Source organism: Bordetella sputigena (assembly GCF_965137885.1).
GTDB lineage: Bacteria > Pseudomonadota > Gammaproteobacteria > Burkholderiales > Burkholderiaceae_B > Bordetella_C > Bordetella_C sputigena.
In genome coordinates this window covers 102,556-125,096 of record NZ_CBCSCA010000012.1, presented here as the reverse complement: position 1 = coordinate 125,096, position 22,541 = coordinate 102,556, and the positions used below count along the sequence as shown (strand labels likewise).

The following is a 22,541-nucleotide window of genomic DNA, read 5'->3' as shown; positions in this document are numbered from 1 at the left end:
GGACCCGCTCTCCCGTGGATTCTTATGGTGCCGGATGGTCTCCGGGCTGTTTGGTCTCCTGGCGCGGATTCTGTCATGTCCCTTGGGCCTTGCCCAGACGGGATAACGCGGGAGGGCGCCGGCACGGGCGGGCACATCGCGGCGGGGCGCGGAAGAATTTGTCATACTGTTTTTTTGTACAGTATAATCAGGTGCCATAATCCCGGCCAGGGACGTGATCCTCGGTTGTCCCTTCGCGGACATGGCGCCGCCAGGCCGCGGGGCAGGTCACCCGATCATCACGCCGGACGATCGCTATACCCGTTCGCTATACCCATTCGCCAGAACCAATCGCTAGAACGTCAGACAGGACATTTCATGGACGATAAAACCAGCAAGGCAGCCGCCTCGGAAAAAGCCAAGGCGCTCGCCGCCGCGCTATCGCAGATCGAAAAGCAGTTCGGCAAGGGATCGATCATGCGGTATGGCGACAACGAGGTCGAGCATGACATCCAGGTGGTGTCCACGGGCTCGCTGGGCCTGGACATCGCCCTGGGCGTCGGCGGCCTGCCGCGCGGTCGGGTAATCGAAATCTACGGCCCGGAATCCTCGGGCAAGACCACGCTGACGCTGCAAGTCATCGCCGAAATGCAGAAGATCGGCGGCACGTGCGCCTTCGTCGACGCGGAACATGCCCTGGACGTGCAGTATGCCGCCAAGCTCGGCGTCAACCTGACCGATCTGCTCATTTCGCAGCCCGACACCGGCGAACAGGCACTGGAAATCACCGACGCCCTGGTGCGCTCGGGTTCGGTGGACCTGATCGTCATCGACTCGGTCGCCGCGCTGGTGCCCAAGGCCGAAATCGAAGGGGAAATGGGCGATTCCCTGCCGGGCCTGCAGGCCCGCCTGATGAGCCAGGCACTGCGCAAGCTGACCGCCACCATCAAGCGCACCAATTGCATGGTGATCTTCATCAACCAGATCCGGATGAAGATCGGCGTCATGTTCGGCAATCCGGAAACCACCACCGGTGGCAACGCGCTCAAGTTCTATTCCTCCGTCCGGCTGGATATCCGCCGCATCGGCTCCATCAAGAAGGGCGAGGAAGTCATCGGCAACGAAACGCGTGTCAAGGTCGTCAAGAACAAGGTGTCGCCGCCTTTCAAGCAGGCGGAATTCGACATCATGTACGGCAGCGGCATCTCGCGCGAAGGCGAAATCATCGACCTGGGCGTGCAGGCGGGCATCGTCGACAAGTCGGGTGCCTGGTACAGCTACAACGGCGACCGTATCGGACAAGGCAAGGACAACGTGCGCGAGTACCTGAAGGAACATCGCGACATGGCGCTCGAAATCGAAAACCGCATCCGCGAAAACCAGGGCATCGTCAGCCGCGCCAACACGTTCGCCGCCAGCGAAGCCGAAGAGGACTAAACCGCCATGGTGGCCGGTCGCCGCGGCGCATGGCGTCCGGACCATGCGCCGGATGGCTCGGACGACGATCCGTTTGCGCTCGGCGATCGAGACCGCGACCGTGCTCCGGAAAAGCGCGGGCCCTCGCTCAAGGCGCGCGCGGTCGCTTATCTGTCACGCCGCGAATACGCCCGGGTGGAACTCGCGCGCAAGCTCGGTGCGTACACCGAGGATCAGGCGGCGTTGGATGCGCTGCTCGATGACCTGGAACGGGAAGGCTGGCTATCCACCCGTCGCTTTGCCGAAAGCCTGGTCCACCGCCGCGCCGAACGCCAGGGGGCGGCGCGCATCGTGCAGGAACTGCGCCAGCATGGCGTGGATGAGGCGCAGATCGGGGAATTGCGTGATGGCCTGAAAGCCACCGAATACGATCGCGCGCTCGCGGTGTGGAATAAGCGCTTTGGCGCTCGGCCGGCCGATCGTGCCGCCTATGCCAAGCAGGCGCGTTTTCTGGCGGCGCGTGGATTCGCCCACGACGTCATCCGTCGGGTCCTGGGCGACGACGGGGAAGATTGACGCGCCTACCGGCCCGCCGACCCGTGCCCGGCTGATTTGATCCCGGCCAGGGTGCGGAAACACACATCCCTGGCGATGGTCAGGAAGTCCTTGATGAAGGGCGCATCGGCATCCTCGTTGCGGATCGCAGCGTACAGCGTGCGCCATACCCCCTGCGGTCCCAGATGGCACACCTTCAGCCATCCCTGTCCCAGGTATTCGGTCAGCGCCCAATTCGGCAGTGCCGCCACGCCACGATTGCTGGCGACCAGCTGCGCGATGATGGGTGTCAGTTCCGCCTTGCGTACGGTGGCGGGTTCCACGTCGGCGGGGTCCAGGAAGGCCGTGAAAACATCGAGGCGTTGCCGGTCGACCGGATAGGTGATCAGCGTCTGGTCGGCCAGTTGCTCGGGCTGGACATAGCGCTGGTTGGCCAGGGGGTTGGATTCGGACACCGCCAGCACCAGCTCATATCCGAACAGCGGCACGTATTCGATGGCTTCCAGCGTTTGCGGATCCGACGTGATCACCAGGTCCAGGTCGCCGCGCAGCAGAGCGGGGAAGGGCGCGAAGGAAAATGCCGCGGACAGATCCAGCGCGACTTCAGGCCACTGCACGCGGAACGCGTCCATGGCCGGCATGAGCCACTGGAAGCAGGAATGGCATTCGATCGCCAGATGCAGCCGGCCCGTGCGCCCGGCTGCCAGCCGCTGCAGTTCGCGTTCGGTCGCCCGCAGTCTGGGGAGAATGTCGTCGGCCAGCGCCAGCACGCGCAGCCCGGCGGTGGTCAGGCGCGCCGGCCGCGTCCTGCGGTTCAGCAGCGGCGTGCCCAGGCGGGATTCCAGCTCGCGCAATTGATGCGACAGCGCGGACTGCGTCAAGTGCAGTCGTTCGGCGGCTTCCTGCAGGCTACCTCCGTCGCGGATGGCTGCCAGCGTTTCCAGGTGGCGAATTTCGAGCATAGGGGTATGGGGCGGTATATCCGGGGAAAGGCCTGCGGGCCGGCGCTGCAGTGGAGCGAAGGAGCGGCGCCATCTCCCTGCCAGCCAGGTTTGCAATTCTATATGAGAATATCTCAAGTAATCGTTGCAAACATTGATTTTGATTCAAGCACGAACGCGCGCAAAATGCCCGGACTTGAACAATTTTTGTTGGATCTTCGATTTCTATGACCACGATTCATAATCTGGGTTTTCCGCGCATAGGGGCGCAGCGCGAGCTGAAGCGCGCCGTGGAAGCGTACTGGGCCGGCAAATCGTCGCTGGCCGAACTCGAGGAAACAGGCCGGCAATTGCGCGCGCGGCATTGGAAGGTCCAGGCCGACGCGGGCATGGACTTGATCCCGGTCGGCGACTTTGCCTGGTATGACCATGTGCTGGAATGGAGCACGCTGCTGGGCGCCGTGCCGGCCCGTTTCGGCCAGCCTGACGATATCCCCGTCAGCCTGGATACCCTGTTCCGCATGGGGCGTGGTCGCGCGCCCACCGGCACGCCGGCCGCCGCCTGCGAGATGACCAAGTGGTTCGATACCAATTACCACTACATCGTGCCCGAGCTGACGCCGGCACAGACCTTCCGCATCGCGCGCGAGTCGCTGTTCGACCAGATCCGCGAAGCGCGCCAGGCCGGCCATCGCGTGAAGCCCGTCATCCCCGGCCCGCTGACCTGGCTGTGGCTGGGCAAGGGCGATGCCTACAAGAGCGCGGGCGATGCCGCCAAACTGGACCTTCTGGCCGGACTGATCCCCGTCTATATCGAAGTGCTGCGGCGGATCGCCGAGCTGGGCGTCGAATGGGTGCAGATCGATGAGCCGATCCTGGCGCTGGATCTGCCAGCCGCCTGGCGCGAAGCCTACGCCACCAGCTACGCTCGCCTGGCCGGCGGTTCGTTGAAGCTGCTGGTGGCGACCTACTTCGATGGCTTGCAGGACAATCTGGCGACCGCCGCCGCCTTGCCGGTCGCCGGCCTGCATGTCGATCTGGTACGCGCGCCGGAACAACTGACGCCGCTGCTGCAGGTCATCGGCTCCAAGGTCCTATCGGCCGGTGTCGTGAACGGCCGCAATATCTGGCGCACGGATCTGGATGGCGCGCTGGAGACCCTGGCGCCGGCCAAGGCCGCCTTGGGCGACCGTCTCTGGCTGGCGCCGTCCTGCTCGCTGCTGCACGTGCCGGTGGACCTGGCCTATGAAACGGAACTGGATGACGAGCTCAAGAGCTGGCTCTCTTTCGCCGTGCAAAAGCTGGACGAAGTCCGTACGCTGGCGCGCGCGCTGGATGGCAGCCAGGAGGCGCCGGTGGAGGATGTATTGCGCGTACAACGTGCCGCGCTCGCCGACCGGGCGCGCTCGCCGCGCATCCACAATGCGGCGGTCGCCAAGCGCATGGCCGATGCCGCGCAAGTGCGGCGCGACCGCGCTCCCTTCGCGCAACGCATCGTCCATCAACAGGAAAAGCTGCGTTTGCCGGCATTTCCCACCACGACCATAGGCTCCTTCCCGCAAACCGCGGAAATCCGCGCGTTGCGGCGCGACTGGAAGGCCGGGGCGTTGGGCGACTCGGCCTACGAGGCGGCGATACGCAAGGAAATCGAATCCGTCATCCGCTTCCAGGAGAAAGTCGGCCTGGACGTACTGGTGCACGGCGAGCCCGAGCGCAACGACATGGTGGAGTACTTCGGCGAGCTGCTGGCCGGCTTCGCCTTCACCCGCAATGGCTGGGTGCAGAGCTACGGCTCGCGCTGCGTCAAGCCGCCCGTCATTTTCGGCGACGTCGCCCGTCCGGCGCCCATGACGGTGGCTTGGTCGTCCTATGCGCAGTCGCTGACGGACAAGCCGGTCAAGGGCATGCTCACCGGTCCGGTGACCATCCTGCAGTGGTCTTTCGTGCGCGACGACCAGCCGCGCGAACAGACCTGCCGGCAGCTGGCGCTGGCCTTGCGCGATGAGGTCGTCGACCTGGAAAAGGCCGGCATCCGGGTCATCCAGATCGACGAGCCCGCGATTCGGGAAGGGCTGCCGCTGCGGCGCGCCGATTGGCAGGCCTACCTGGACTGGGCGGTGGATTGCTTCCGGCTATCCACCGGCGGCGTGCAGGAGGATACGCAGATCCATACGCACATGTGCTATGCGGAGTTCAACGACATCATCGAATCCATCGCGGCGATGGACGCTGACGTCATCACCATCGAGACCTCGCGCTCGAATATGGAGCTGCTCAAGGCTTTCGAGGATTTCCGCTATCCGAACGATATCGGTCCGGGCGTTTATGACATTCACTCGCCGAATGTGCCGGACGTCGACTGGATGGTCGGCCTGATGCGCAAGGCGTCCGGCAGCCTGCCCAAGGAACGGCTGTGGGTGAATCCGGACTGCGGCCTTAAAACCCGTGCCTGGCCTGAAACCGAAGCCGCCCTGGTCAGCATGGTTGACGCCGCGCGGCAATTGCGCGCCCAGGCCTGATACCGTTCTGTCCCCATCCTGGGGCCGGTCTTCCCCGCGAAGACCGGCCCCGGTTTTTTGAAGAAGGACCGTGCGCTATACTTTGAAGGTTTTGTTGCCTTGCAGCAACCGTCTTGCAGCAACCTCATCGGATAAGCATGCCTTTGCCCCCGCCGCAAGTTCCCCGCAAGCCCTTGCACACGCGTTCGATACGCGTGCAGGGCTATGCGCGCGAAGACGGCCTATGGGACATCGAAGCCGAGCTCATCGACGTCAAGGCGTATGACTTCGTCAAGCACGAAGGCGATACCCTGCACGCCGGAGAGCCCGTGCACCATATGCACCTGCGGATCACCATCGACGACAGCTATACGATCGTTGCCGCGCAGGCGGCTTACGACGCGGCGCCCTATGGCGATCACTGCACCGTCATCGATGACGCCTATCGGGATCTGGTGGGCATGAATCTGGTCAAGGGGTTTCGCCAGCAAGTCAAGACGCGTTTCGGGCGCGTGGCGGGCTGTACGCACATGAGCGAGCTGGCGCTGGTCCTGCCGACCGCGGCGGTTCAGACCATGGCGGGCAGGCGGCGCGAAAGTCCCGATCCGGGCAAGCGGCCATTCCAGCTGGACGGCTGCCATGCCCTCAGTACCGACGGGCCGGTGGTCCTCAAGTACTACCCCAAGTGGTATACCGGCGAAGTCACGGCCGAGGATGCCGCTTCTGATTCTTCTCTTTTTTCTCATACGACCTGACAGGTAACACATGAAAATCCACGAGTATCAAGGCAAGGAACTGCTGAAGAAATTTGGCGTGCCCGTGCCGCGCGGTATTCCCGCCTTCTCCGTCGAAGAGGCCGTTAGCGCGGCGGAAAAACTGGGCGGACCTGTCTGGGTCGTGAAGGCGCAAATCCATGCCGGCGGCCGCGGCAAGGGCGGCGGCGTCAAGCTGGCTCGTTCCATCGACGAAGTGCGCAAGCTGTCCGGCGAAATCCTCGGCATGCAGCTGAAGACGCACCAGACCGGTCCGGAAGGCCAGAAGGTCAATCGCCTGTACATCGAAGAAGGCGCGGATATCCAGAAGGAATACTACGTGTCGCTGGTCACCGACCGCGCCACGCAGAAGGTCGCCCTGATCGCGTCCAGCGAAGGCGGCATGGACATCGAGGAAGTGGCTCACTCCTCGCCGGACAAGATCATCACGGAATACATCGATCCGCTGGTTGGCGTGACCGCCGAGCAGGCCAAGAAGGTGGCTGATGCCATCGGCATGCCGGCCGGTTCCACCGCCCAGACCGTGGATCTGTTCCAGAAGCTGTACAAGTGCTACATGGAAACGGATGCCTCGCTGGTCGAGATCAATCCCCTGAACCGCGACAGCAAGGGCAATATCATCGCCCTGGACGCCAAGTTCAACTTCGATTCCAACGCGCTGTTCCGCCACCCGGAAATCGTCGCCTACCGCGACCTGGACGAAGAAGATCCCGCTGAAATCGAAGCCAGCAAGTTCGACCTGGCCTACATTCAGCTGGACGGCAACATCGGCTGCCTGGTGAATGGCGCCGGCCTGGCCATGGCCACGATGGACACCATCAAGCTGTTCGGCGGCGAGCCGGCCAACTTCCTGGACGTCGGTGGCGGCGCCACCGCGGAAAAAGTGACGGAAGCCTTCAAGATCATGCTCAAGAACAAGAGCGTGAAGGCCATCCTGGTCAATATCTTCGGCGGCATCATGCGCTGCGACGTGATCGCCGAAGGCGTCATCACCGCGTGCAAGGCCGTCAACCTGAACGTTCCGCTGGTCGTCCGCATGAAGGGCACCAACGAAGAACTCGGCAAGAAGATGCTGGCCGAGTCCGGATTGCCCATTATCAGCGCCGACACCATGGCCGAAGCGGCCACCAAAGTCGTTGCCGCCGTCAAATAAGAGTTATTGCCAAGGATTCATAAATGTCGATCTTGATCAACAAGGACACTAAAGTCATCACCCAGGGCATCACGGGCAAGACGGGGCAATTCCATACCCGCATGTGCCGTGACTACGCCAACGGCAAGGCCGCCTTCGTGGCCGGCGTGAACCCCAAGAAGGCGGGTGAAGACTTCGAAGGCATTCCCATCTACGCTTCGGTCAAGGAAGCCAAGGCCGACACCGGCGCGACCGTGTCGGTCATCTACGTGCCGCCCGCCGGCGCCGCCGCGGCGATCTGGGAAGCCGTGGAAGCCGAGCTGGACCTGACCATCTGCATTACCGAAGGCATCCCGGTGCGCGACATGCTGGAAGTGCGCAACCGCATGAAGCAGAAGGGCAGCAAGACGCTGCTGCTGGGGCCGAACTGCCCCGGCCTGATCACGCCCGATGAAATCAAGATCGGGATCATGCCCGGCCACATCCATCGCAAGGGCCGCGTCGGCATCGTCAGCCGTTCCGGCACGCTGACCTACGAAGCCGTTGCGCAGGTGACCGAACTGGGCCTGGGCCAGTCCAGCGCCGTCGGTATCGGTGGCGACCCCATCAACGGCCTGAAGCACATCGACGTGCTGAAGCTGTTCAATGACGATCCCGAAACCGATGCCGTCATCATGATCGGCGAAATCGGTGGTCCGGACGAAGTCGCCGCCGCCCAGTGGGCCAAGGACAACATGAAGAAGCCGGTGGTCGGCTTCATCGCCGGCGTCACGGCGCCTCCCGGAAAGCGCATGGGCCACGCCGGCGCGCTGATCTCCGGCGGCGCCGATACCGCGGACGCCAAGCTGGAAGTCATGGAAGCCTGCGGCATCCGCACCACGCGCAATCCGTCGGAAATGGGCAAGCTGCTGAAGTCGGTCCTCTGATCGTCGCTCGTCCGGCAACGGGATGATCCGATTCCTGGATTATCCCGCGCTGAAAAACCCGCCACTGGCGGGTTTTTTTTACGCTCGAGGCTAACTGAGTCCCCTGTCTATGTTCAGTTTATAGTCAGTTATCATTCAGAATTTATTCAATTTCTTTTCAGTTTAAATTCAGACTTAATGAGTATCGCGAATCGTCGGGCGCGGTGATGTGTTGATGTTTATTCAGTTTTTATTCAGCTATAAGAAAGATGTTTGAAAGAATATGGGAAGCAGCTCGGCCATAACGCCCGAATCTGCCAAAAAACCTCCGAAATTCCGTCAGAAATCCGACAATCAGCTGAATGTTTTGTTATCGCCTCGATATAATGTCGAGCGTTCCCCACGATAAATAAACACGTGCGTAAAGCGGCCCTTGCGATCGCGGCGCCGGGATGGGGTTCGGCTTTTCAAACCACTGAGGGATCGAGGACGAGGGGTATGGAATTAACACAAGCCGCTTTCTGGCTCGCGCTTCTGCAAATCATCTGGGTCAATATTCTTCTGTCCGGCGATAACGCCGTGGTGATCGCGCTGGCGGCCCGCTCGTTGCCGCCAGCCCAGCAGAAGAAAGCCATCGTCATCGGTTCGGCCGCGGCGATCATCATGCGTATCGTGCTGACGCTGGTCGCCGCCAAATTGCTGCTGCTGCCGTGGCTGAAGCTGATCGGCGCGGTGCTGCTGGTGTATATCGGCGTGTCCTTGCTGAAGCCGGAAGACGACGACGAGGGCGATGCCAAGTCGCACGGCAACCTGCTGTCGGCCATACGCACCATCATGATCGCCGACCTGGTCATGAGCCTGGACAACGTCGTGGCCGTCGCGGCGGCCGCAATGGGCGACACCACGCTGCTGGTCGTGGGCCTGGCCATCAGCATTCCGCTGGTTATCTTCGGCAGCACGCTGCTCCTGAAGGTCATCGAGCGTTTCCCGCTGATCGTCTGGGTGGGCGCCGCGCTCTTGGGCTTTATCGCCGGCGAGCTGCTGGTGGGCGATCCCGCCTTGCATGATTCGGTCGTGCGCATCGATACCGCGCTGGGGACGACGGAGCACAACCTGGCCCTGATGGCCGGCGCCTGCGGCGCCATCCTGGTGCTCATCCTGGGCAAGCTGATGTCATCCCGTCATCAAGCTGACAAAAATCTTAATAGGCCGGAGCGAATCTGACTTAAAGCTGAATTACAATCCCTGCTTAGGGCCGTGGCCCGCCGCCGTGCACACCGCTGGCGCGCGGGCAGAGCTTTTGCTCCAATCGGCTTGGATCAAAATCATGTTGTGGGGGTTGTGACGTGCTTGAATTCTTCCAGACGCTCAGTTGGGCGGCCGTTTTCCAGATCATCCTGATCGACATCCTGCTGGGCGGGGATAACGCGGTGGTCATCGCGCTGGCCTGCCGCAACCTGGCGCCCAAGCAACGGATGCAAGGCATTCTTTGGGGCACCGCCGGCGCCATCCTGTTGCGCGTGGTGCTGATCGCCTTTGCGCTCACCCTGCTCAACATCCCCTTCCTGAAGGTCGCCGGCGGTCTGCTGCTGGTGTGGATAGGCGTCAAGTTGCTGATGCCGGAAGACGAAGGGCACGACAAGATCAAGGGCGGTTCGTCGGTCGTGGCGGCCATCAAGACCATCATCGTCGCCGACTTCGTCATGAGCCTGGACAACGTCATCGCGATCGCGGGCGCCGCGCAGAACGCGGATCCCGGTCACCAGATCGGCCTGGTCGTCTTCGGCCTGCTGGTCAGCGTGCCCATCATCATCTGGGGTTCGACCCTGGTGCTCAAGCTGATCGACCGTTACCCGCTGGTGGTCACCTTCGGCGCGGGCCTGCTGGGCTGGATCGCGGGCGGCATGATCGTCACCGATGTAGTTGTCGAAAGTCAATTCGGGCCGCAACCGGCTATGGTTAAATTGGGCGCTGAAATCATCGGCGCGCTGCTCGTCGTTCTCTTGGGACGCTGGCTGGCAAGCCGGAAAGTCGTCTCCAAGGAATCGCTTCATGAGTCTGCGTAAAACCGGTAAATCCCAGGAATCCGAAACGGGCCTGAGCCTGCTCCAAGGCCTGTTCATCCTTGCCGTGATCGGCGTCATCGTCACCGTGGCCGCTGCCCATTTTGCTTGAACGCGCCACTGTGTCGGACCCCAGCCGTTTGATCATCGCCACCCGGGCCAGCCGGTTGGCAGTCTGGCAGGCCGAGCATGTGCGCGGCCGCCTTTCCACCCTGTACCCGGCTTGTACGGTCGAGCTCCTGGAGCTCACCACGCGGGGCGACCAGATCCTCGACCGCACGCTTTCCAAGGTGGGCGGCAAGGGCCTGTTCGTCAAAGAGCTGGAAAACGCCTTGCTGGACGGCCGGGCCGACCTGGCGGTGCACTCCCTGAAGGACGTACCGATCGACCTGCAGGCGCCGTTCGATCTCTGCGCGATTCTGGAACGCGGCGATCCTCGCGACGCGCTCGTATCGAACCGCTATGCCTCCCTGGCTGAACTGCCCGATGGCGCCGTGGTCGGGACGTCCAGCCTTCGCCGGGAGTCGCAGATCCGCGCACGCTATCCGAATCTGGTCGTGCAGCCCTTGCGCGGCAATCTGGATACGCGCCTGGCCAAGCTGGATGCCGGCGGCTATGACGCCATCGTCCTGGCCGCCGCGGGCTTGGAGCGCCTGGGCCTGGCGGGCCGCATCCGCGCCATGCTGGAAGTGGAAGAAAGCCTGCCGGCGGCGGGGCAGGGGGCATTGGGCATCGAGATCCGCGAGGACCGCAAGGACCTGCGGGACTGGCTTGCGCCCTTGGCGTCCGCGAATACCACGGCTTGCGCGACCGCCGAAAGAGCGGTCTCGCGTGTTCTGGGCGGTTCCTGCCAGGTGCCGCTGGCCGCCTACGCTACGGTGGATGGCGATGCCCTGCGTCTGCGCGCGATGGTGGCCTCGGTCGATGGGCGGCGCATGCTGCGCGCCGAAGCCTCGGGGCCGGCGGCGCAGGCGGAAAGCATCGGTTCCACGGCGGCGCGCGAGCTGCTGGATAAGGGCGCCGGTGCCATTCTGGCCGACCTGTCCGCATCCGGCTGAGGCCGGCGGAGCATCCGTGCACGCCAGCGAAACCCGCACTGCCATATTGACGCGCCCTCCGGGGCGCAACGAAAGCCTGGCGACGCGTTTGCGGACGGCGGGCTGGCAGGTGTGCATCTGGCCGGCGCTGGACATAGAGCCGCTGCCGGCCGGGTCTGCCGGTATTCCCCTGCCGCGGGACTTCGACCTGGCGGTATTCGTCAGCGGCAATGCCGCCACGCAATATCTGAGTCAATTGCGCGCGCTGGGCATGGCCGCCTGGCCTCCGTCCTGCGTCATAGGGGCGGTCGGGCCCGCCACCGCCGCCCGCGTGCGCGAATCCGGCAGCCTGGACGAGCTATGCACCATCGTGCATCCCGCCCTGGATGCGCCGCGCCATGACTCCGAAGCATTGTGGGATCTGCTGGCCGCGCGGGGGCCCATCCCGCGTCGCGTGCTGCTGGTACGCGGCACGGCCGGCCGGGACTGGCTGGCCGAGCAGTTGCGCGGCCATGGCGCCGAAGTCCATGCCCATGCCGTCTACCGGCGCGTGTCCGTGCGCTGGGACGGCGATGCGCTGGCGCAGCTCCGGCGCTGGGCCGATGCCGACTGTCATCCCACCTGGCTCTTGACCAGCGGCGCCAGCGTCGAGGCCGTGCGGGCGAATGTGGACGGGGTCGCGTCGCAGGACTGGTGGCAGGGCTGCCGCTTTGTCCTTACCCATCCGCGGCTGGTCGAGCTGCTCGGCGTGCCGGCGGCCCGGGCCGCCGCGTCGGTCCGCTTGTGCGCGCCGGCGGATGATGCCATCTTTAATGCTTTTGTTTCCGGTTGAGTCATCGTTTCGCATTCGTACCGAATACAATCGCCTCATGACAGAAAAGATTCCTGCCACTGGTCCGGCCGCGATGCCGGCTGCTTCCAGCGACCCGGCATCGCCCGATATGCATACAACCGCCTCGAAAGCCGCTGCGTCGGTCGAACGGCCGCAGCGGGCGCGCAAGGGCGGTGCTTCGCCCCTGGTCGCCACCCTGGTCGTCGTGAGTCTGCTGGCGCTGGTCCTGGTGGCCGCGCTGTGGATGCAACGACAGCAATTCCTGGCCGCGGGGCGTGAAGTCGCCACCCGATTGGACAACTTGAACGCCACGCTCGCGCAGACCCGGTCGGATACCCGCCAGGCACTCTCGCTGGCGCAACAGCAGAGCGACAAAGTGGCCGCCCTGGAGTCCACGCTGCAGGAAACACAGAGCCAGTACACCGCGCTGCAGCAGGCATGGCAGGACTTCAACGACAACGTCAGCGACGACGTGCTGATCAACGACGTCGAACGCCTGCTGACCATCGCCGACCAGCAACTGCGTCTGGGCGGCAGCGTCAGCAATGCCATCGTCGCAATGGAAACGGCGCAATCGCGCCTGGCGCGCGCGGCGCGTCCTCGCTACGCCAGCCTGCAACAGACGATCAACGGTGATCTGGACCGCCTGCGCGCGGTCAAGACCATCGATGTCCCGGTCCAGGCCGGGCGCATCGAACGGCTGGTCAATCTGGTCGGCAAGGCGCCCTTGCTGGTGCCGGATACCGCCACGGCGAGCGGCGCCGCGCCTGCCGCGCCGGCATCTCCCGATAGCACTCCGGCGCCCGCGGCCGCGCCGCCGGATGTGCCGGCCGACGCGGCGTGGTGGCAGCGCTGGCGCGCGGAAATCGCGTCCTGGCCGGGGCGCGCCGGCAGCGCCTTGACGCGCGAGCTGGGCGATCTGGTTCGCGTCCAGCGCGTCGATGAACCGGCGGCCTTGCTGCTGTCCACCGAACAGGCGGAGCAGCTGCGCGCGACGCTGCGCCAGCGCCTGCTGACCGTGCAGCTGGCCCTGCTGATGCGCCAGCCTGCCATCTGGAAGAGCGAACTCGACACGATCACACGCACGCTGGACACCTACTACGATCGCCGTTCGCCCGATACGCTGGCCGCTCTGGGATTGACGCGCGAGCTTTCGCAGCTGCAGATCGCGACGCCCATGCCCGACCTGTCGGACAGCCTGGGCGCCATCGCCGCGCTGCGCGCGGATGGCGCCGGCACCGTCAAAGGACGGGACTGACCCATGCGCGCCTGGTTCTGGACGTTGTTGCTCGCGGTCGTCGCGGTTGCGGTGGCCGTGGTGCTTCGGGCGCATCCCGGCAATGTATTGCTGCTGGTCTGGCCGTATCGCATCGAGCTTTCGCTCACGCTCGCGGTATTGCTGCTGGTCGCGCTTTTCGTGGCGATCTACGTGGGACTGCGGGTGCTGGCGTGGTTGCTGGCCATACCGGATCGCATGCGGGCCTGGCGCGGACGCCGGGCGCAGGCGCGCGATCACGAACTGCTGGAGCGCGGTTGGATCGGCCTGCTGGAAGGACGCTACGCGCACGCTGAAAAGGACCTGGTCAAACTGCTGGACCAGACCAAGGCGCGCAATCGGCGCGTGCTGGCGGCCTTGTCGGCGGCGCGGGCGGCGCAGGGCCTGGGCGAGTTCGTGCGGCGCGACGTCATGCTGGATCGTGCGCGAGAGGCCGCCGGCAGCGATCCCGGGCTGATCGAAGCCGTGGCCACCGTTACCGCCGACCTGCTGCTCGAACAAGGCCAGGCCGAGCGGGCGCTGGAAGTCCTGGCGCCTCTTCAGGATGGCGGCGCCCGTCATTTGCATACCTTGCGGCTATTGCTGCGGGCCGAGCGCGCGCTGGGGCATCACGAGCGGGTATTCACCTTGGCGCGCGGCCTGTCGCGTCGGGGGGCAATGGCGCGCGATGAAGCCGTGCGCGTCATCGGTGTGTCCGGGGCCGCGCGCCTGCGCGCCGCCGATGGCGACCTGTGGCGTGCCGTCTGGAAGGACCTCAAGGCCGAGGAACGCCTGTTGCCGGATATCGCGCTGGCCGGCGCGGCCGCATTTGAAAATGCCGGCGAAGCCGACGAAGCGGCCCGCATACTGGAAACCGCCATCGCGCAGGGCTTCGATCCGCGGTTATTGAACGCCTATTCGCGCTGTGACGCCCAGCAGGTTCCCCGCCGGCTGGAGCGCGCCGAAAAATGGCTGCAGCAGCGTCCCGCCGACCCTGATGTGCTGACGGCGCTGGGCATGCTTTGCCTGACCGGCCAGCTCTGGGGCCAGGCGGAACGCTATCTCCGCCGCGCGGTGGAACGTCGCGCCGATGCGCGTACCCATGCGCTGTTGGGCAGCCTGTACGACCGCCTGGACCGGCAGGGCGATGCCATCCGGCATTGGCGGCTGGCCACGGCCGCGGGTATCGCATTGCCCGTGCTGGCGGCCGATGAAGCCTTGCCTCCCGCCGAAACCTACGCCGATCCGTCGCGCGTGGATCCCGAAAGCGGCTTCCTGTCGGACGCCGCGGAAGCGCCCGCGCCGGCAAGCAGTCATATCCATGAACCGATGCCCGCCGAGGCGCCGGTAGCGGACTACGTACTCGATCCCGACGCCCGTGAGCACGCGCAGCCCTTGCTGGGCGAGCCGGCGCCGTCGTCGCCGTCGCCCGTGTCCGCGCCTCCGGCGGCCGCATCGCCGGCCGATGTCGAGGACTATTTCGACAGCGCGCCGCTTCCCGTCGCCGGCCTGGATGACGAAGACGAAGAGCCGCGGCGAGCCGCCTCGACCGGCGCCGCTTCGTCCAGGCGCGATGACTTCGCCGGAGACACGCCATTCAAGCCGGGCGGTTCCGGCGACGGTGGCAAGTCCTGATTCTTTCTCATCATGAAGGTTGAACCATGAGTCTCGATCGCGTCCCGCCCGGCTCCAAGCTGCCGGATGAATTCAACGTCATCATCGAAATCCCCATGAACGCGGATCCGGTGAAGTACGAGGTCGACAAGGACACAGGCGCCGTGTTCGTCGATCGCTTCATGCTGACCGCCATGCACTATCCGTGCAACTACGGCTATATCCCGCAGACCCTGTCGGAAGACGGCGACCCCGCGGACGTCCTGGTGGTTACCCCGTTCCCGATCCAGATCGGCTCGGTGATCCGCTGCCGCGCGCTGGGCGTGCTGGAGATGGACGACGAGTCGGGCGGCGATGCCAAGCTGCTGGCCGTACCTGTCGACAAGCTGTATCCGCCGTACCGGCACATCAAGTCCTATCAGGATCTGCCGGAGGAAGACATCAGCCGCATTCAGCACTTCTTCGAACATTACAAAGACCTGGAAAAGGGCAAGTGGGTGAAGGTGAAAGGCTGGAAGGGCGTCGATGCCGCGCACGAAGAGATCACGCGCAGCGCCGAACGCTACGGCAAGGGCGGCAAGTAAGCATCCCCGCTTTCGACGAAACCAAAAAAGGCCGGCCTGCCGGCCTTTTTGCTGCCCGCCCGCCGCGAAACGATTACACTCGCGCATGATTATTTCAGCGCCGGTGCACCGGTCGCGTCTCAAACGAGGTCAACAGCATGGACTACGTTTTGCCCCCTCAGCCCGTCATGGCCGTTCCGGTAGCGGGAAGCGCCGCCTTATTCCCGGTTCGCCGCGTGTATTGCGTTGGACGGAATTACGCCGAGCATGCCAAGGAGATGGGTTTCACCGGCCGCGAGGATCCGTTCTTCTTCTGCAAGCCAGCCGATGCCGTCATCGCCGTGCGGGACGGCGAAACGGGCAAGATGCCCTATCCGTCCAAGACCTCGAACCTGCATTATGAAATGGAGCTCGTCGTGGCCATCGGCAAGGCGGGCAAGGACATCCCCGTCGAGAAGGCCAACGAGCACATCTGGGGCTATGCCCTGGGCCTGGACATGACCCGGCGCGACCTGCAAGGCGAAGCAAAGAAGCTGGGACGTCCCTGGGAAGTGGGCAAGGGCTTCGACCAATCGGCTCCCCTGGGCCCCATCCACCCGGTGGCCAAGACCGGCATCCTGGAAAAAGCCGACATCTGGCTGGATGTGAACGGCACCCGCAAGCAGAACAGCAACATCAGCGAACTGATCTGGAATATCCCGGAGAGCATCGCCTATCTGTCGGGGCTGTTCGAACTGCAGCCCGGCGATCTGATTTTCACCGGCACGCCGGAAGGCGTGGGCGCGGTGGTGAAGAACGACCTGATGGTCGGTGGTGTCGCGGGTCTGGGCGAGCTGCGCGTCCAGGTGGTGTGAACGGTCGCTGCCGGAACAGGCAGCGTGAAATCAAGGAGAGCAAACCATGCGCTCGAAGATGATGCTGACGACGTTGGTGGTCTTTGCGATGGTTTTGGCGGGTTGCAATACAGTGGCCGGCGCCGGCAAGGATTTGCAGCGCGCCGGCAATGCCATTACCAACGCCGCGGAAAAGTAGAGACGACGTTGCCGTGCATGGCCATGACGCCGCCTTCGGGCGGCGTTTTGTTTTGCGGTGTATGCGGCGCGACGTTTCCGCGCGTCCCGACGCGTCGCGATGCGCGCGGCATGGCGATGCGCGATCTTTTGATCCAGCTCGGCATGTACGAATAGGCGCCGCCGCAGGCGTTGCGCACACTGGAGGCCTACCAGATTCACGGAGGCATCCATGCGCAAGCACTATCGGCTGCAGCTCGGCCAGGGTATGACCGAGTACGTTATCGTCGTCGCGCTCGTCGCCGTGGCGGCTATCGCGGTGTATCAGCTGTTCGGTCAGGTGGTGCGTTCCCAGACCGCCGCCATGGCGCGCGAACTGGCGGGCGAAAGCGGCGCGGAACAATCACGGGCGGCGCAGACGGCCGCCGGCAAGGCGGCGGCGCAGGCCAAGGCCAAATCCTTGAAGTCATTCACCGGCAACGCCGGCGCGGCGCAATGAGCATGCGGCGCCATGCATCCGGCCAGGCCTTGCCCCTGGCCCTGGGATTGGCGGGGCTGGGGGCCTTGTCGCTGGTCATGCTTTACAACCTCGGACAAACCATCGCCGCGCGTGCCCGGCTTACGCATGCGGCGGACGCCGCCGCCTATAGCGGGGCGCTGGTGCAGGCGCGCGCCTTGAACCTGATCGCCTACCTCAACCGCGCGCAGATCGCGCATCAGGTTGCAATGGCGCATCTTGTGACGCTGGCGACCTGGACGCGTTTCGGGCAGGCCGAAGGGCAGCGGGTGTTGCGAGGCAATCCACCGGCGCCGGTCATTGGAATGCTGTTCGGGCCGACCCATGGCCGGGGCTATGCCAGCGCCGCCATCGCGGCGAACGCCGGCGCCCTGGCGCCGCGTTTCGAGCGCGCCTACGAACAGCATGACGCTACCGTGCATCGCGTGCTGGCCGCCACTATGCGCGAAACGCTGGCGCGGCTGCCGGATACCCGTATGCAGGCCATGCGGGCCGTTGTCCTGGCGAACTATCCGGAGTTCCAAGCGCCGGTCGCCGAGCCGGCGCCCGCATCGCAAGGCGGTCCGCGCGATGCGCTGCGCCTGCAAGTGCGCTCGGACGAATGGCCCGGCTTTGTGCGGCGTTATGCCGGCAATGGCCGCGGCGCGCTGCGCGCCACGGTACTGGACGCCACCGGCCGCTACGGCTTTCTGGGGCCTCGCAACCAGGACGCGCGCAATGCCTGGCCCGTCAGCTTTCGCTGTCCGACGTGGCGGCATGAGCTGCGACGACGCGGTGGCACGCGGCTGGGGAGCGATGGGTCGTGGCGGTCCATCGATACGCAGTCTTTCCACAAGGTGCGTTCCAACAAGTACATCGGCTGCTATTACCGCGAATACGCAATGGGGTGGGGGAAGGCGGATGCGCGTAGCACCCGTGCGAAATCGGCGGACTCGCGTGCACCCGATGTGTCCGCCGTGCCGGACGATTTCGCGCGGCAGGATTTCTGGAGATGGGTACGGCAGCATACGTCCTGGGACATCGTCAACGGTGTCTCGAATCCGCTCGCGTATGCCTATGCCGTGCGCGATGCGGCACGCTGGACGGGCACGTGGCTGCCGTCGTACGCCGAGGTCCCCCTGCATCGCGCGGGGCGGGGCGCGCGCTTCGCACTGGTGCTGCGGCAACCCGCGCCGCTGTTGGCGACGACCGACGCCGGCAGCACGGTGGCCTCGCCCAAGGGACGCTTTTCCTACGCTGGCTTGAAGCGCGAAGACGACGTCACCGTCATCAGCGCCGCTGAAACCTATTTCGCCCGGCCGCGGGCGCGTCGCGATGGCCTGGACGAAATTGCCACTTTGTTCCGGCCATATTGGCAAGCCCGGCTGACCGGGATTGCCGCGCTGAAGGCGGGTCGCCATGGGGAATAAGGCGCAGCATGGACAAGCCATGGTGGAAGCGGTCGCGGGCCTGGCCGTGCTGGGCCTGCTTGCCACGGCCGTGCTCAGCGTCGCGCGCTTCCAATGGCAAGGCTTGTGGGCGTCCCATGCCGCTCGTACGCAGGCGTTTCGTTATGCCTTGGGAGACCGCGCTGGCGATGTGGCCGCGCCGGGATCGTCATCGTCATCGCTCTCCCGGGGCGGGGCGGTCCATGCCGCGGCACCGTTGCCACGATACGGCGGCGCCAATGTGCAAGTTATGCGCGCCGCGCGGGCGGCCGATTTTGTCGGCCCGGGTGGTCCGCGGGCTGCTGCCTTGCGGCGCGAACTCGGGGCCGAAGACCAGGGCATGGTGCACGCGCTTGCCTCCGTGCGTGTGTCGCCGCATCCCCATCACGGCACCGGCCTGATCGTGCGCCGTCATGCGGCGATTCTGGCCGACGCTGGGCATGCGGACAGCGATAGCGCGGTCCAGCGACGCATCGGGGCGTCGCGGGCGGCCTGGGCGGAAGCCGCGCGCGGCAGCCTGACGCCGGCACGCCAGGCACAGGCGCTATTGAAGCGCATCGATACGGGATGGCGTCGTCCGCCGCCGGATCTGGATTGGCTGGGGCCGTGGTCCGATCTGGTCCCCGCCGACCGGCTGCATCGTGCCGGGACAGGCACAGCAGGATGGCGTCCATGATGACCTTTCCACTGCCGGGCGGGCGTCCTCCGACGTTCGTGCGATCCGCCATTGCCGGCTTGCTGGCCGGCGCGGGCCTGCTGCCGTGGTCCTGTCCCGCCCATTCCTTGCCAGAGGGCGCGCGGCCGGAAATCGCGGGCTCTTTGGTGGCGCTGCCCGCGCTGCCGGCCGGTAGCCGCTACATGCCGCTAGGCGAGGCGATGTATATCCAGGGCTTGCCCTTGCACGCTTACATCTTCGATGCCCCTGTGGCGCCTTCCGAACTGGCGTCGTGGCTGACCGCTCGCCAGCCGGCGCTACGGGACATGTGGGTCATGCGCGATGCCGTCGTCCTGGCCGGTGTCGCGGATGGGCTGCATTGGGTGGTTCGCTTCGCCGATGCCGGCGTGGGCCGTACGCAAGGCACGATCTCCGCGCTGCCGATCGGAGGGCCTGCCGCGTCGGCCAATATGGATTCGCCCGATGCCGCCTATTGGCGGTTGCCAGGCGGACGGCTGCATTTCGAGCTCAGGTCGCGGGATGACGATGCAGCGGTCGTCCAGCAGGTATGGACGCACGTGGCCGCGCCGACGGCGCTGCGGCAAAGGCTGGCACGCGATCTGGCGAGAGAGGGATGGATAGGCTCGGTGGCCGGTGTGGAAACGCCGGATGGCGCCGCGAACCCTGACGGCTTCGCGGCGCCATCCGGCACGCGGCGGGGCATGCCACCGGACACGAGACAGGACGTCCAACACGGCGAACAACACGGCGAACAACACGGCGAGCAACACGGCGAGCAACACGGCGAGCAACACGATGTGCAACGGGACGTGCAACAGAACGGGCGACATGGCGCTCCGAACGCTGCGGCACAGGCCGCGCAGCGATGGTCGCGTGGCCGCGTGACGCTGCTCATTACCATCGCGCCCCTCGACCAGGGCAGCGGCATCACCGCGGTGATCCGCGTCGGAGCATAGGCGCCATGTTGGACCGCATCCCCCAACGCTGGCTGATGGCGGCCGTGACGGTCGCGGCCGGCGTGCTCGCCGCCTGGGCCGCGCGACAGCATATACAAGGCCGCATCGCCCAGATCGAGGCGGACGCCCAGGTGGCCACCGTCCCCCGCCTGGTGGCCGCCTACGACCTGACCCCCGGCACCCGTCTGGAAGAAGCCTATGTCGCCGTGCGCGATATCCCCACCGCATGGGCTCCCAGCGATGCCTTGGCGCCGGAGGACTTCGCCGCGTATACCTACAACGTTCTGGCGCATCCGCTGCGTCGCGGCGATCCGGTATTGCGCTCCCATCTGGTGCCACAAAAGTCCGCGCCTTTGTCGTCCCGCGTATCGGCGGGCCGTCGCGCCATCACCATTCCGGTGGACGATATCAATTCCCTGTCCGGCATGTTGCAGACGGGAGATCTGCTGGATCTTTACGTTTCCTTTGAGCATGGCCGGCGGCAGATCACGGCGCCGCTGCTGCAAGGCGTACTGGTTCTGGCCACGGGCCGGACTGGCGATGACGGCGAGGCGACGACGGGTGCGTACTCCACCATCACGCTGGACGCAGGCCCGGAAGACGCGGTGAAACTCGTCGCCGCCCGGCAAGCCGGCCGCATCACGGCCATCCTGCGCCATCACAGGGACGCCAATACCAACGCCACGGCGGCGCGCGGCGATCTGGCGGCGTTGCTGGGTATAGACGCCGCGGACGATGCGCCGCCGCCTCCCGTGCCTGTTCTGTATGGCGATCGACCCGATGGCCGCGCCAGCGAGCCGCGCGACGACGCTGATGCCGGCTCTCCCGGTTCCGGTTGGTTCGATGCCGATGTGCCCGACGAAGTCGTCAGCGCGGGCCGCACGCGCCCGGCTCCCCCTCCCGGCAGCGCGCGAAGAGGACGATCGAGGCCTTGAACATGCACTCTCATCACGCGTACGGTGATCCGGGGATCGGCGCGACCATGGCTACACGTCGGGGATTGCGACACGCGACGTTGCTGTGTTTGCTGTGCTCGTTGCTCGCGTCCTCGCCGGCATCGGCGCGCGCCGCCGCGGTCCTGGACATGCAGGTGGGCGAAACACGTGTGCTCGCCCATCCCGGCGTCAGCAGGGTCGCGGTGGGGCATGGCGAAATACTCCAGGCGGTTCCCGCGGATACCGCGGAGGTCATTGTCTTCGCACGTGCGGAAGGCGAGTCCTCGCTGCATGTCTGGGCTGGCAGGAAGCGCAGTGCCTATACCGTGCGCGTCGCGCCCGCGCGATCCCGCAGCATGCGAGCCGAGGTCGATGCGCTGCTGGCCCGCATTCCCGGCGCACGGGGCGAATCGATAGGCGACCAGATCGTGATCGAAGGCCATGATTTGTCGGACGCCGATCGGGCGCGTATCGCGGCCTTGGCCGAGCGCTATCCGCAGGTGATCGACTTCACCGGCAAGGTCGGATGGGATCGCATGGTCCTGCTGGACGTCAAGGTGGTGGAACTGCCGCGGTCGCGCCTGACCGAGCTTGGCGTGCGATGGGACGGTACGACACAGGGCGGCCTGATGGCGGGCTGGGCGCTGGATGCGGCGGCTTCCAGCCGCCTGAACGAGCGCCCCGGCGAATCGCCCGTGCCCGTTGCCTTGCGCGCCGCGCCGGGCGCCGGCTACGCCGGCATGAATATGCTGCTTTCCTCGCGCTTGAATCTGTTGGCGGAAAGCGGCGAGGCGGTCGTGCTCGCTCAGCCGCAATTGCTGGCGCGCAGCGGCTCTACCGCCGAGTTCCTTGCCGGCGGCGAAGTGCCGTATGCGACCGTGGACAAGGACGGCAACGCGTCCACGCTGTTCAAGCCTTACGGCGTGTCCTTGCGTATCACACCCACCATAGCGTCCAGCGGCACCGTGCGTTCGCGTATCGAAGTGGAAGCCAGCGCGGTCGATGCGACGGTGACCGGCAACGGCGGTCCGGCGCTGAAAACGCGGCGGGCCTCCACCGAGTTCAATGTCCGTTCCGGACGCACGCTGGTGATCGGCGGCTTTCTTTCGCGCGAGCGGCACACGCAATCCAGCGGCCTGCCCGGTTTGCGCGATATCCCCTTGCTTGGATGGCTGTTTGGCGCACGCCGCGATCAGTTCCGCGAGACGGAGCTGGCCATTTTCGTCACGCCCGTCGTGGTGTCCGAAGACCATGGCGTCATGCGCCGGACCACGGCGCAGGCCGACGAACGATTGCGCAACGCCTTTCCGGAGCCGCCACGCCTATTGACATCCGACCCGGCGGATCCCGCCGCGGCTTCCCCTGTTGGCGTCTGGGATCCCTACCGCGGCCCGGGCTCGCAATGGTCCGAGCCGAACGTGCGCACGGGCGCCAATCAATATGACTTCAAGGACTGA

At 65.3% G+C, this 22,541-nt stretch carries 23 protein-coding genes; 22 read left to right on the top strand and 1 reads right to left on the bottom strand.

The window, feature by feature from the left end:
• Positions 1-357 precede the first annotated feature (357 nt).
• Both recA and recX read left to right on the top strand, forming a co-directional pair.
• Positions 358-1,416 carry a recombinase RecA gene (gene recA / locus ACNA0R_RS21375; protein WP_415828081.1) on the top strand — a complete coding sequence of 353 codons (1,059 nt, stop codon included), beginning with the start codon at positions 358-360 and terminating at the stop codon, positions 1,414-1,416.
• 6 nt (positions 1,417-1,422) lie between these two features.
• On the top strand, positions 1,423-1,971 hold the full coding sequence (gene recX, locus ACNA0R_RS21370) for a recombination regulator RecX (protein ID WP_415828080.1): 549 nt from the start codon (positions 1,423-1,425) through the stop codon (positions 1,969-1,971).
• Between the two features lie 5 nt (positions 1,972-1,976).
• Here recX and ACNA0R_RS21365 read toward each other — a convergent pair whose 3' ends face one another.
• Positions 1,977-2,912 carry a LysR family transcriptional regulator gene (locus tag ACNA0R_RS21365; protein WP_415828079.1) on the bottom strand — a complete coding sequence of 312 codons (936 nt, stop codon included), beginning with the start codon at positions 2,910-2,912 and terminating at the stop codon, positions 1,977-1,979.
• Positions 2,913-3,118: 206 nt separating this feature from the next.
• Between ACNA0R_RS21365 and metE the strand changes: the two genes are divergently transcribed.
• From metE to ACNA0R_RS21265, 20 genes are all read left to right on the top strand, one after another.
• Positions 3,119-5,410, top strand: a complete 2,292-nt coding sequence (gene metE / locus ACNA0R_RS21360; RefSeq protein ID WP_415828078.1) for a 5-methyltetrahydropteroyltriglutamate--homocysteine S-methyltransferase — start codon at positions 3,119-3,121, stop codon at positions 5,408-5,410.
• A 137-nt stretch (positions 5,411-5,547) separates the two neighbouring features.
• Positions 5,548-6,144: a DUF2889 domain-containing protein gene (locus ACNA0R_RS21355; protein ID WP_415828077.1), complete on the top strand. Its 597-nt coding sequence runs from the start codon at positions 5,548-5,550 to the stop codon at positions 6,142-6,144.
• A gap of 10 nt (positions 6,145-6,154) precedes the next feature.
• Positions 6,155-7,315, top strand: a complete 1,161-nt coding sequence (gene sucC / locus ACNA0R_RS21350) for an ADP-forming succinate--CoA ligase subunit beta (RefSeq protein ID WP_415828076.1) — start codon at positions 6,155-6,157, stop codon at positions 7,313-7,315.
• Positions 7,316-7,338: 23 nt separating this feature from the next.
• Positions 7,339-8,220: a succinate--CoA ligase subunit alpha gene (gene sucD / locus ACNA0R_RS21345; protein WP_415828075.1), complete on the top strand. Its 882-nt coding sequence runs from the start codon at positions 7,339-7,341 to the stop codon at positions 8,218-8,220.
• A gap of 477 nt (positions 8,221-8,697) precedes the next feature.
• A complete protein-coding gene (locus ACNA0R_RS21340) occupies positions 8,698-9,423 on the top strand; it encodes a TerC family protein (RefSeq protein ID WP_415828074.1) in 726 nt (241 codons plus the stop codon).
• A gap of 122 nt (positions 9,424-9,545) precedes the next feature.
• Positions 9,546-10,265 carry a TerC family protein gene (locus tag ACNA0R_RS21335; RefSeq protein WP_415828073.1) on the top strand — a complete coding sequence of 240 codons (720 nt, stop codon included), beginning with the start codon at positions 9,546-9,548 and terminating at the stop codon, positions 10,263-10,265.
• Positions 10,252-10,374, top strand: coding sequence for a hypothetical protein (locus tag ACNA0R_RS21330; protein WP_415828072.1), 123 nt, complete (start codon positions 10,252-10,254; stop codon positions 10,372-10,374). Before ACNA0R_RS21335 ends, ACNA0R_RS21330 begins: the two co-directional genes overlap by 14 nt.
• Positions 10,375-10,384: 10 nt before the next feature.
• Positions 10,385-11,320, top strand: coding sequence for a hydroxymethylbilane synthase (gene hemC, locus ACNA0R_RS21325; protein ID WP_415828071.1), 936 nt, complete (start codon positions 10,385-10,387; stop codon positions 11,318-11,320).
• Between the two features lie 16 nt (positions 11,321-11,336).
• Positions 11,337-12,131, top strand: coding sequence for a uroporphyrinogen-III synthase (locus ACNA0R_RS21320; RefSeq protein ID WP_415828070.1), 795 nt, complete (start codon positions 11,337-11,339; stop codon positions 12,129-12,131).
• 37 nt (positions 12,132-12,168) lie between these two features.
• A complete protein-coding gene (locus ACNA0R_RS21315; protein WP_415828069.1) occupies positions 12,169-13,389 on the top strand; it encodes a uroporphyrinogen-III C-methyltransferase in 1,221 nt (406 codons plus the stop codon).
• A 3-nt stretch (positions 13,390-13,392) separates the two neighbouring features.
• Positions 13,393-15,021: a heme biosynthesis HemY N-terminal domain-containing protein gene (locus ACNA0R_RS21310; RefSeq protein WP_415828068.1), complete on the top strand. Its 1,629-nt coding sequence runs from the start codon at positions 13,393-13,395 to the stop codon at positions 15,019-15,021.
• Between the two features lie 26 nt (positions 15,022-15,047).
• Positions 15,048-15,584: an inorganic diphosphatase gene (gene ppa / locus ACNA0R_RS21305; RefSeq protein ID WP_415828067.1), complete on the top strand. Its 537-nt coding sequence runs from the start codon at positions 15,048-15,050 to the stop codon at positions 15,582-15,584.
• A 137-nt stretch (positions 15,585-15,721) separates the two neighbouring features.
• The gene (locus ACNA0R_RS21300) at positions 15,722-16,417 is read left to right on the top strand and encodes a fumarylacetoacetate hydrolase family protein (protein WP_415828066.1); all 696 of its coding nucleotides are present in this window, start codon (positions 15,722-15,724) and stop codon (positions 16,415-16,417) included.
• A 46-nt stretch (positions 16,418-16,463) separates the two neighbouring features.
• Positions 16,464-16,595 (top strand): entericidin A/B family lipoprotein, encoded by a 132-nt coding sequence (locus ACNA0R_RS21295; protein WP_066347456.1) that lies wholly within the window; start codon positions 16,464-16,466, stop codon positions 16,593-16,595.
• 210 nt (positions 16,596-16,805) lie between these two features.
• Positions 16,806-17,072, top strand: a complete 267-nt coding sequence (locus tag ACNA0R_RS21290) for a hypothetical protein (protein WP_415828065.1) — start codon at positions 16,806-16,808, stop codon at positions 17,070-17,072.
• On the top strand, positions 17,069-18,499 hold the full coding sequence (locus ACNA0R_RS21285) for a hypothetical protein (RefSeq protein ID WP_415828064.1): 1,431 nt from the start codon (positions 17,069-17,071) through the stop codon (positions 18,497-18,499). Before ACNA0R_RS21290 ends, ACNA0R_RS21285 begins: the two co-directional genes overlap by 4 nt.
• A complete protein-coding gene (locus tag ACNA0R_RS21280; protein ID WP_415828063.1) occupies positions 18,489-19,193 on the top strand; it encodes a hypothetical protein in 705 nt (234 codons plus the stop codon). Before ACNA0R_RS21285 ends, ACNA0R_RS21280 begins: the two co-directional genes overlap by 11 nt.
• Positions 19,190-20,149, top strand: a complete 960-nt coding sequence (locus ACNA0R_RS21275) for a hypothetical protein (RefSeq protein WP_415828062.1) — start codon at positions 19,190-19,192, stop codon at positions 20,147-20,149. The genes ACNA0R_RS21280 and ACNA0R_RS21275 overlap by 4 nt, the downstream gene beginning before the upstream one ends.
• 5 nt (positions 20,150-20,154) lie before the next feature.
• Positions 20,155-21,084, top strand: coding sequence for a Flp pilus assembly protein CpaB (gene cpaB / locus ACNA0R_RS21270; protein ID WP_415828061.1), 930 nt, complete (start codon positions 20,155-20,157; stop codon positions 21,082-21,084).
• A gap of 47 nt (positions 21,085-21,131) precedes the next feature.
• Positions 21,132-22,541 (top strand): type II and III secretion system protein family protein, encoded by a 1,410-nt coding sequence (locus ACNA0R_RS21265; RefSeq protein WP_415828060.1) that lies wholly within the window; start codon positions 21,132-21,134, stop codon positions 22,539-22,541.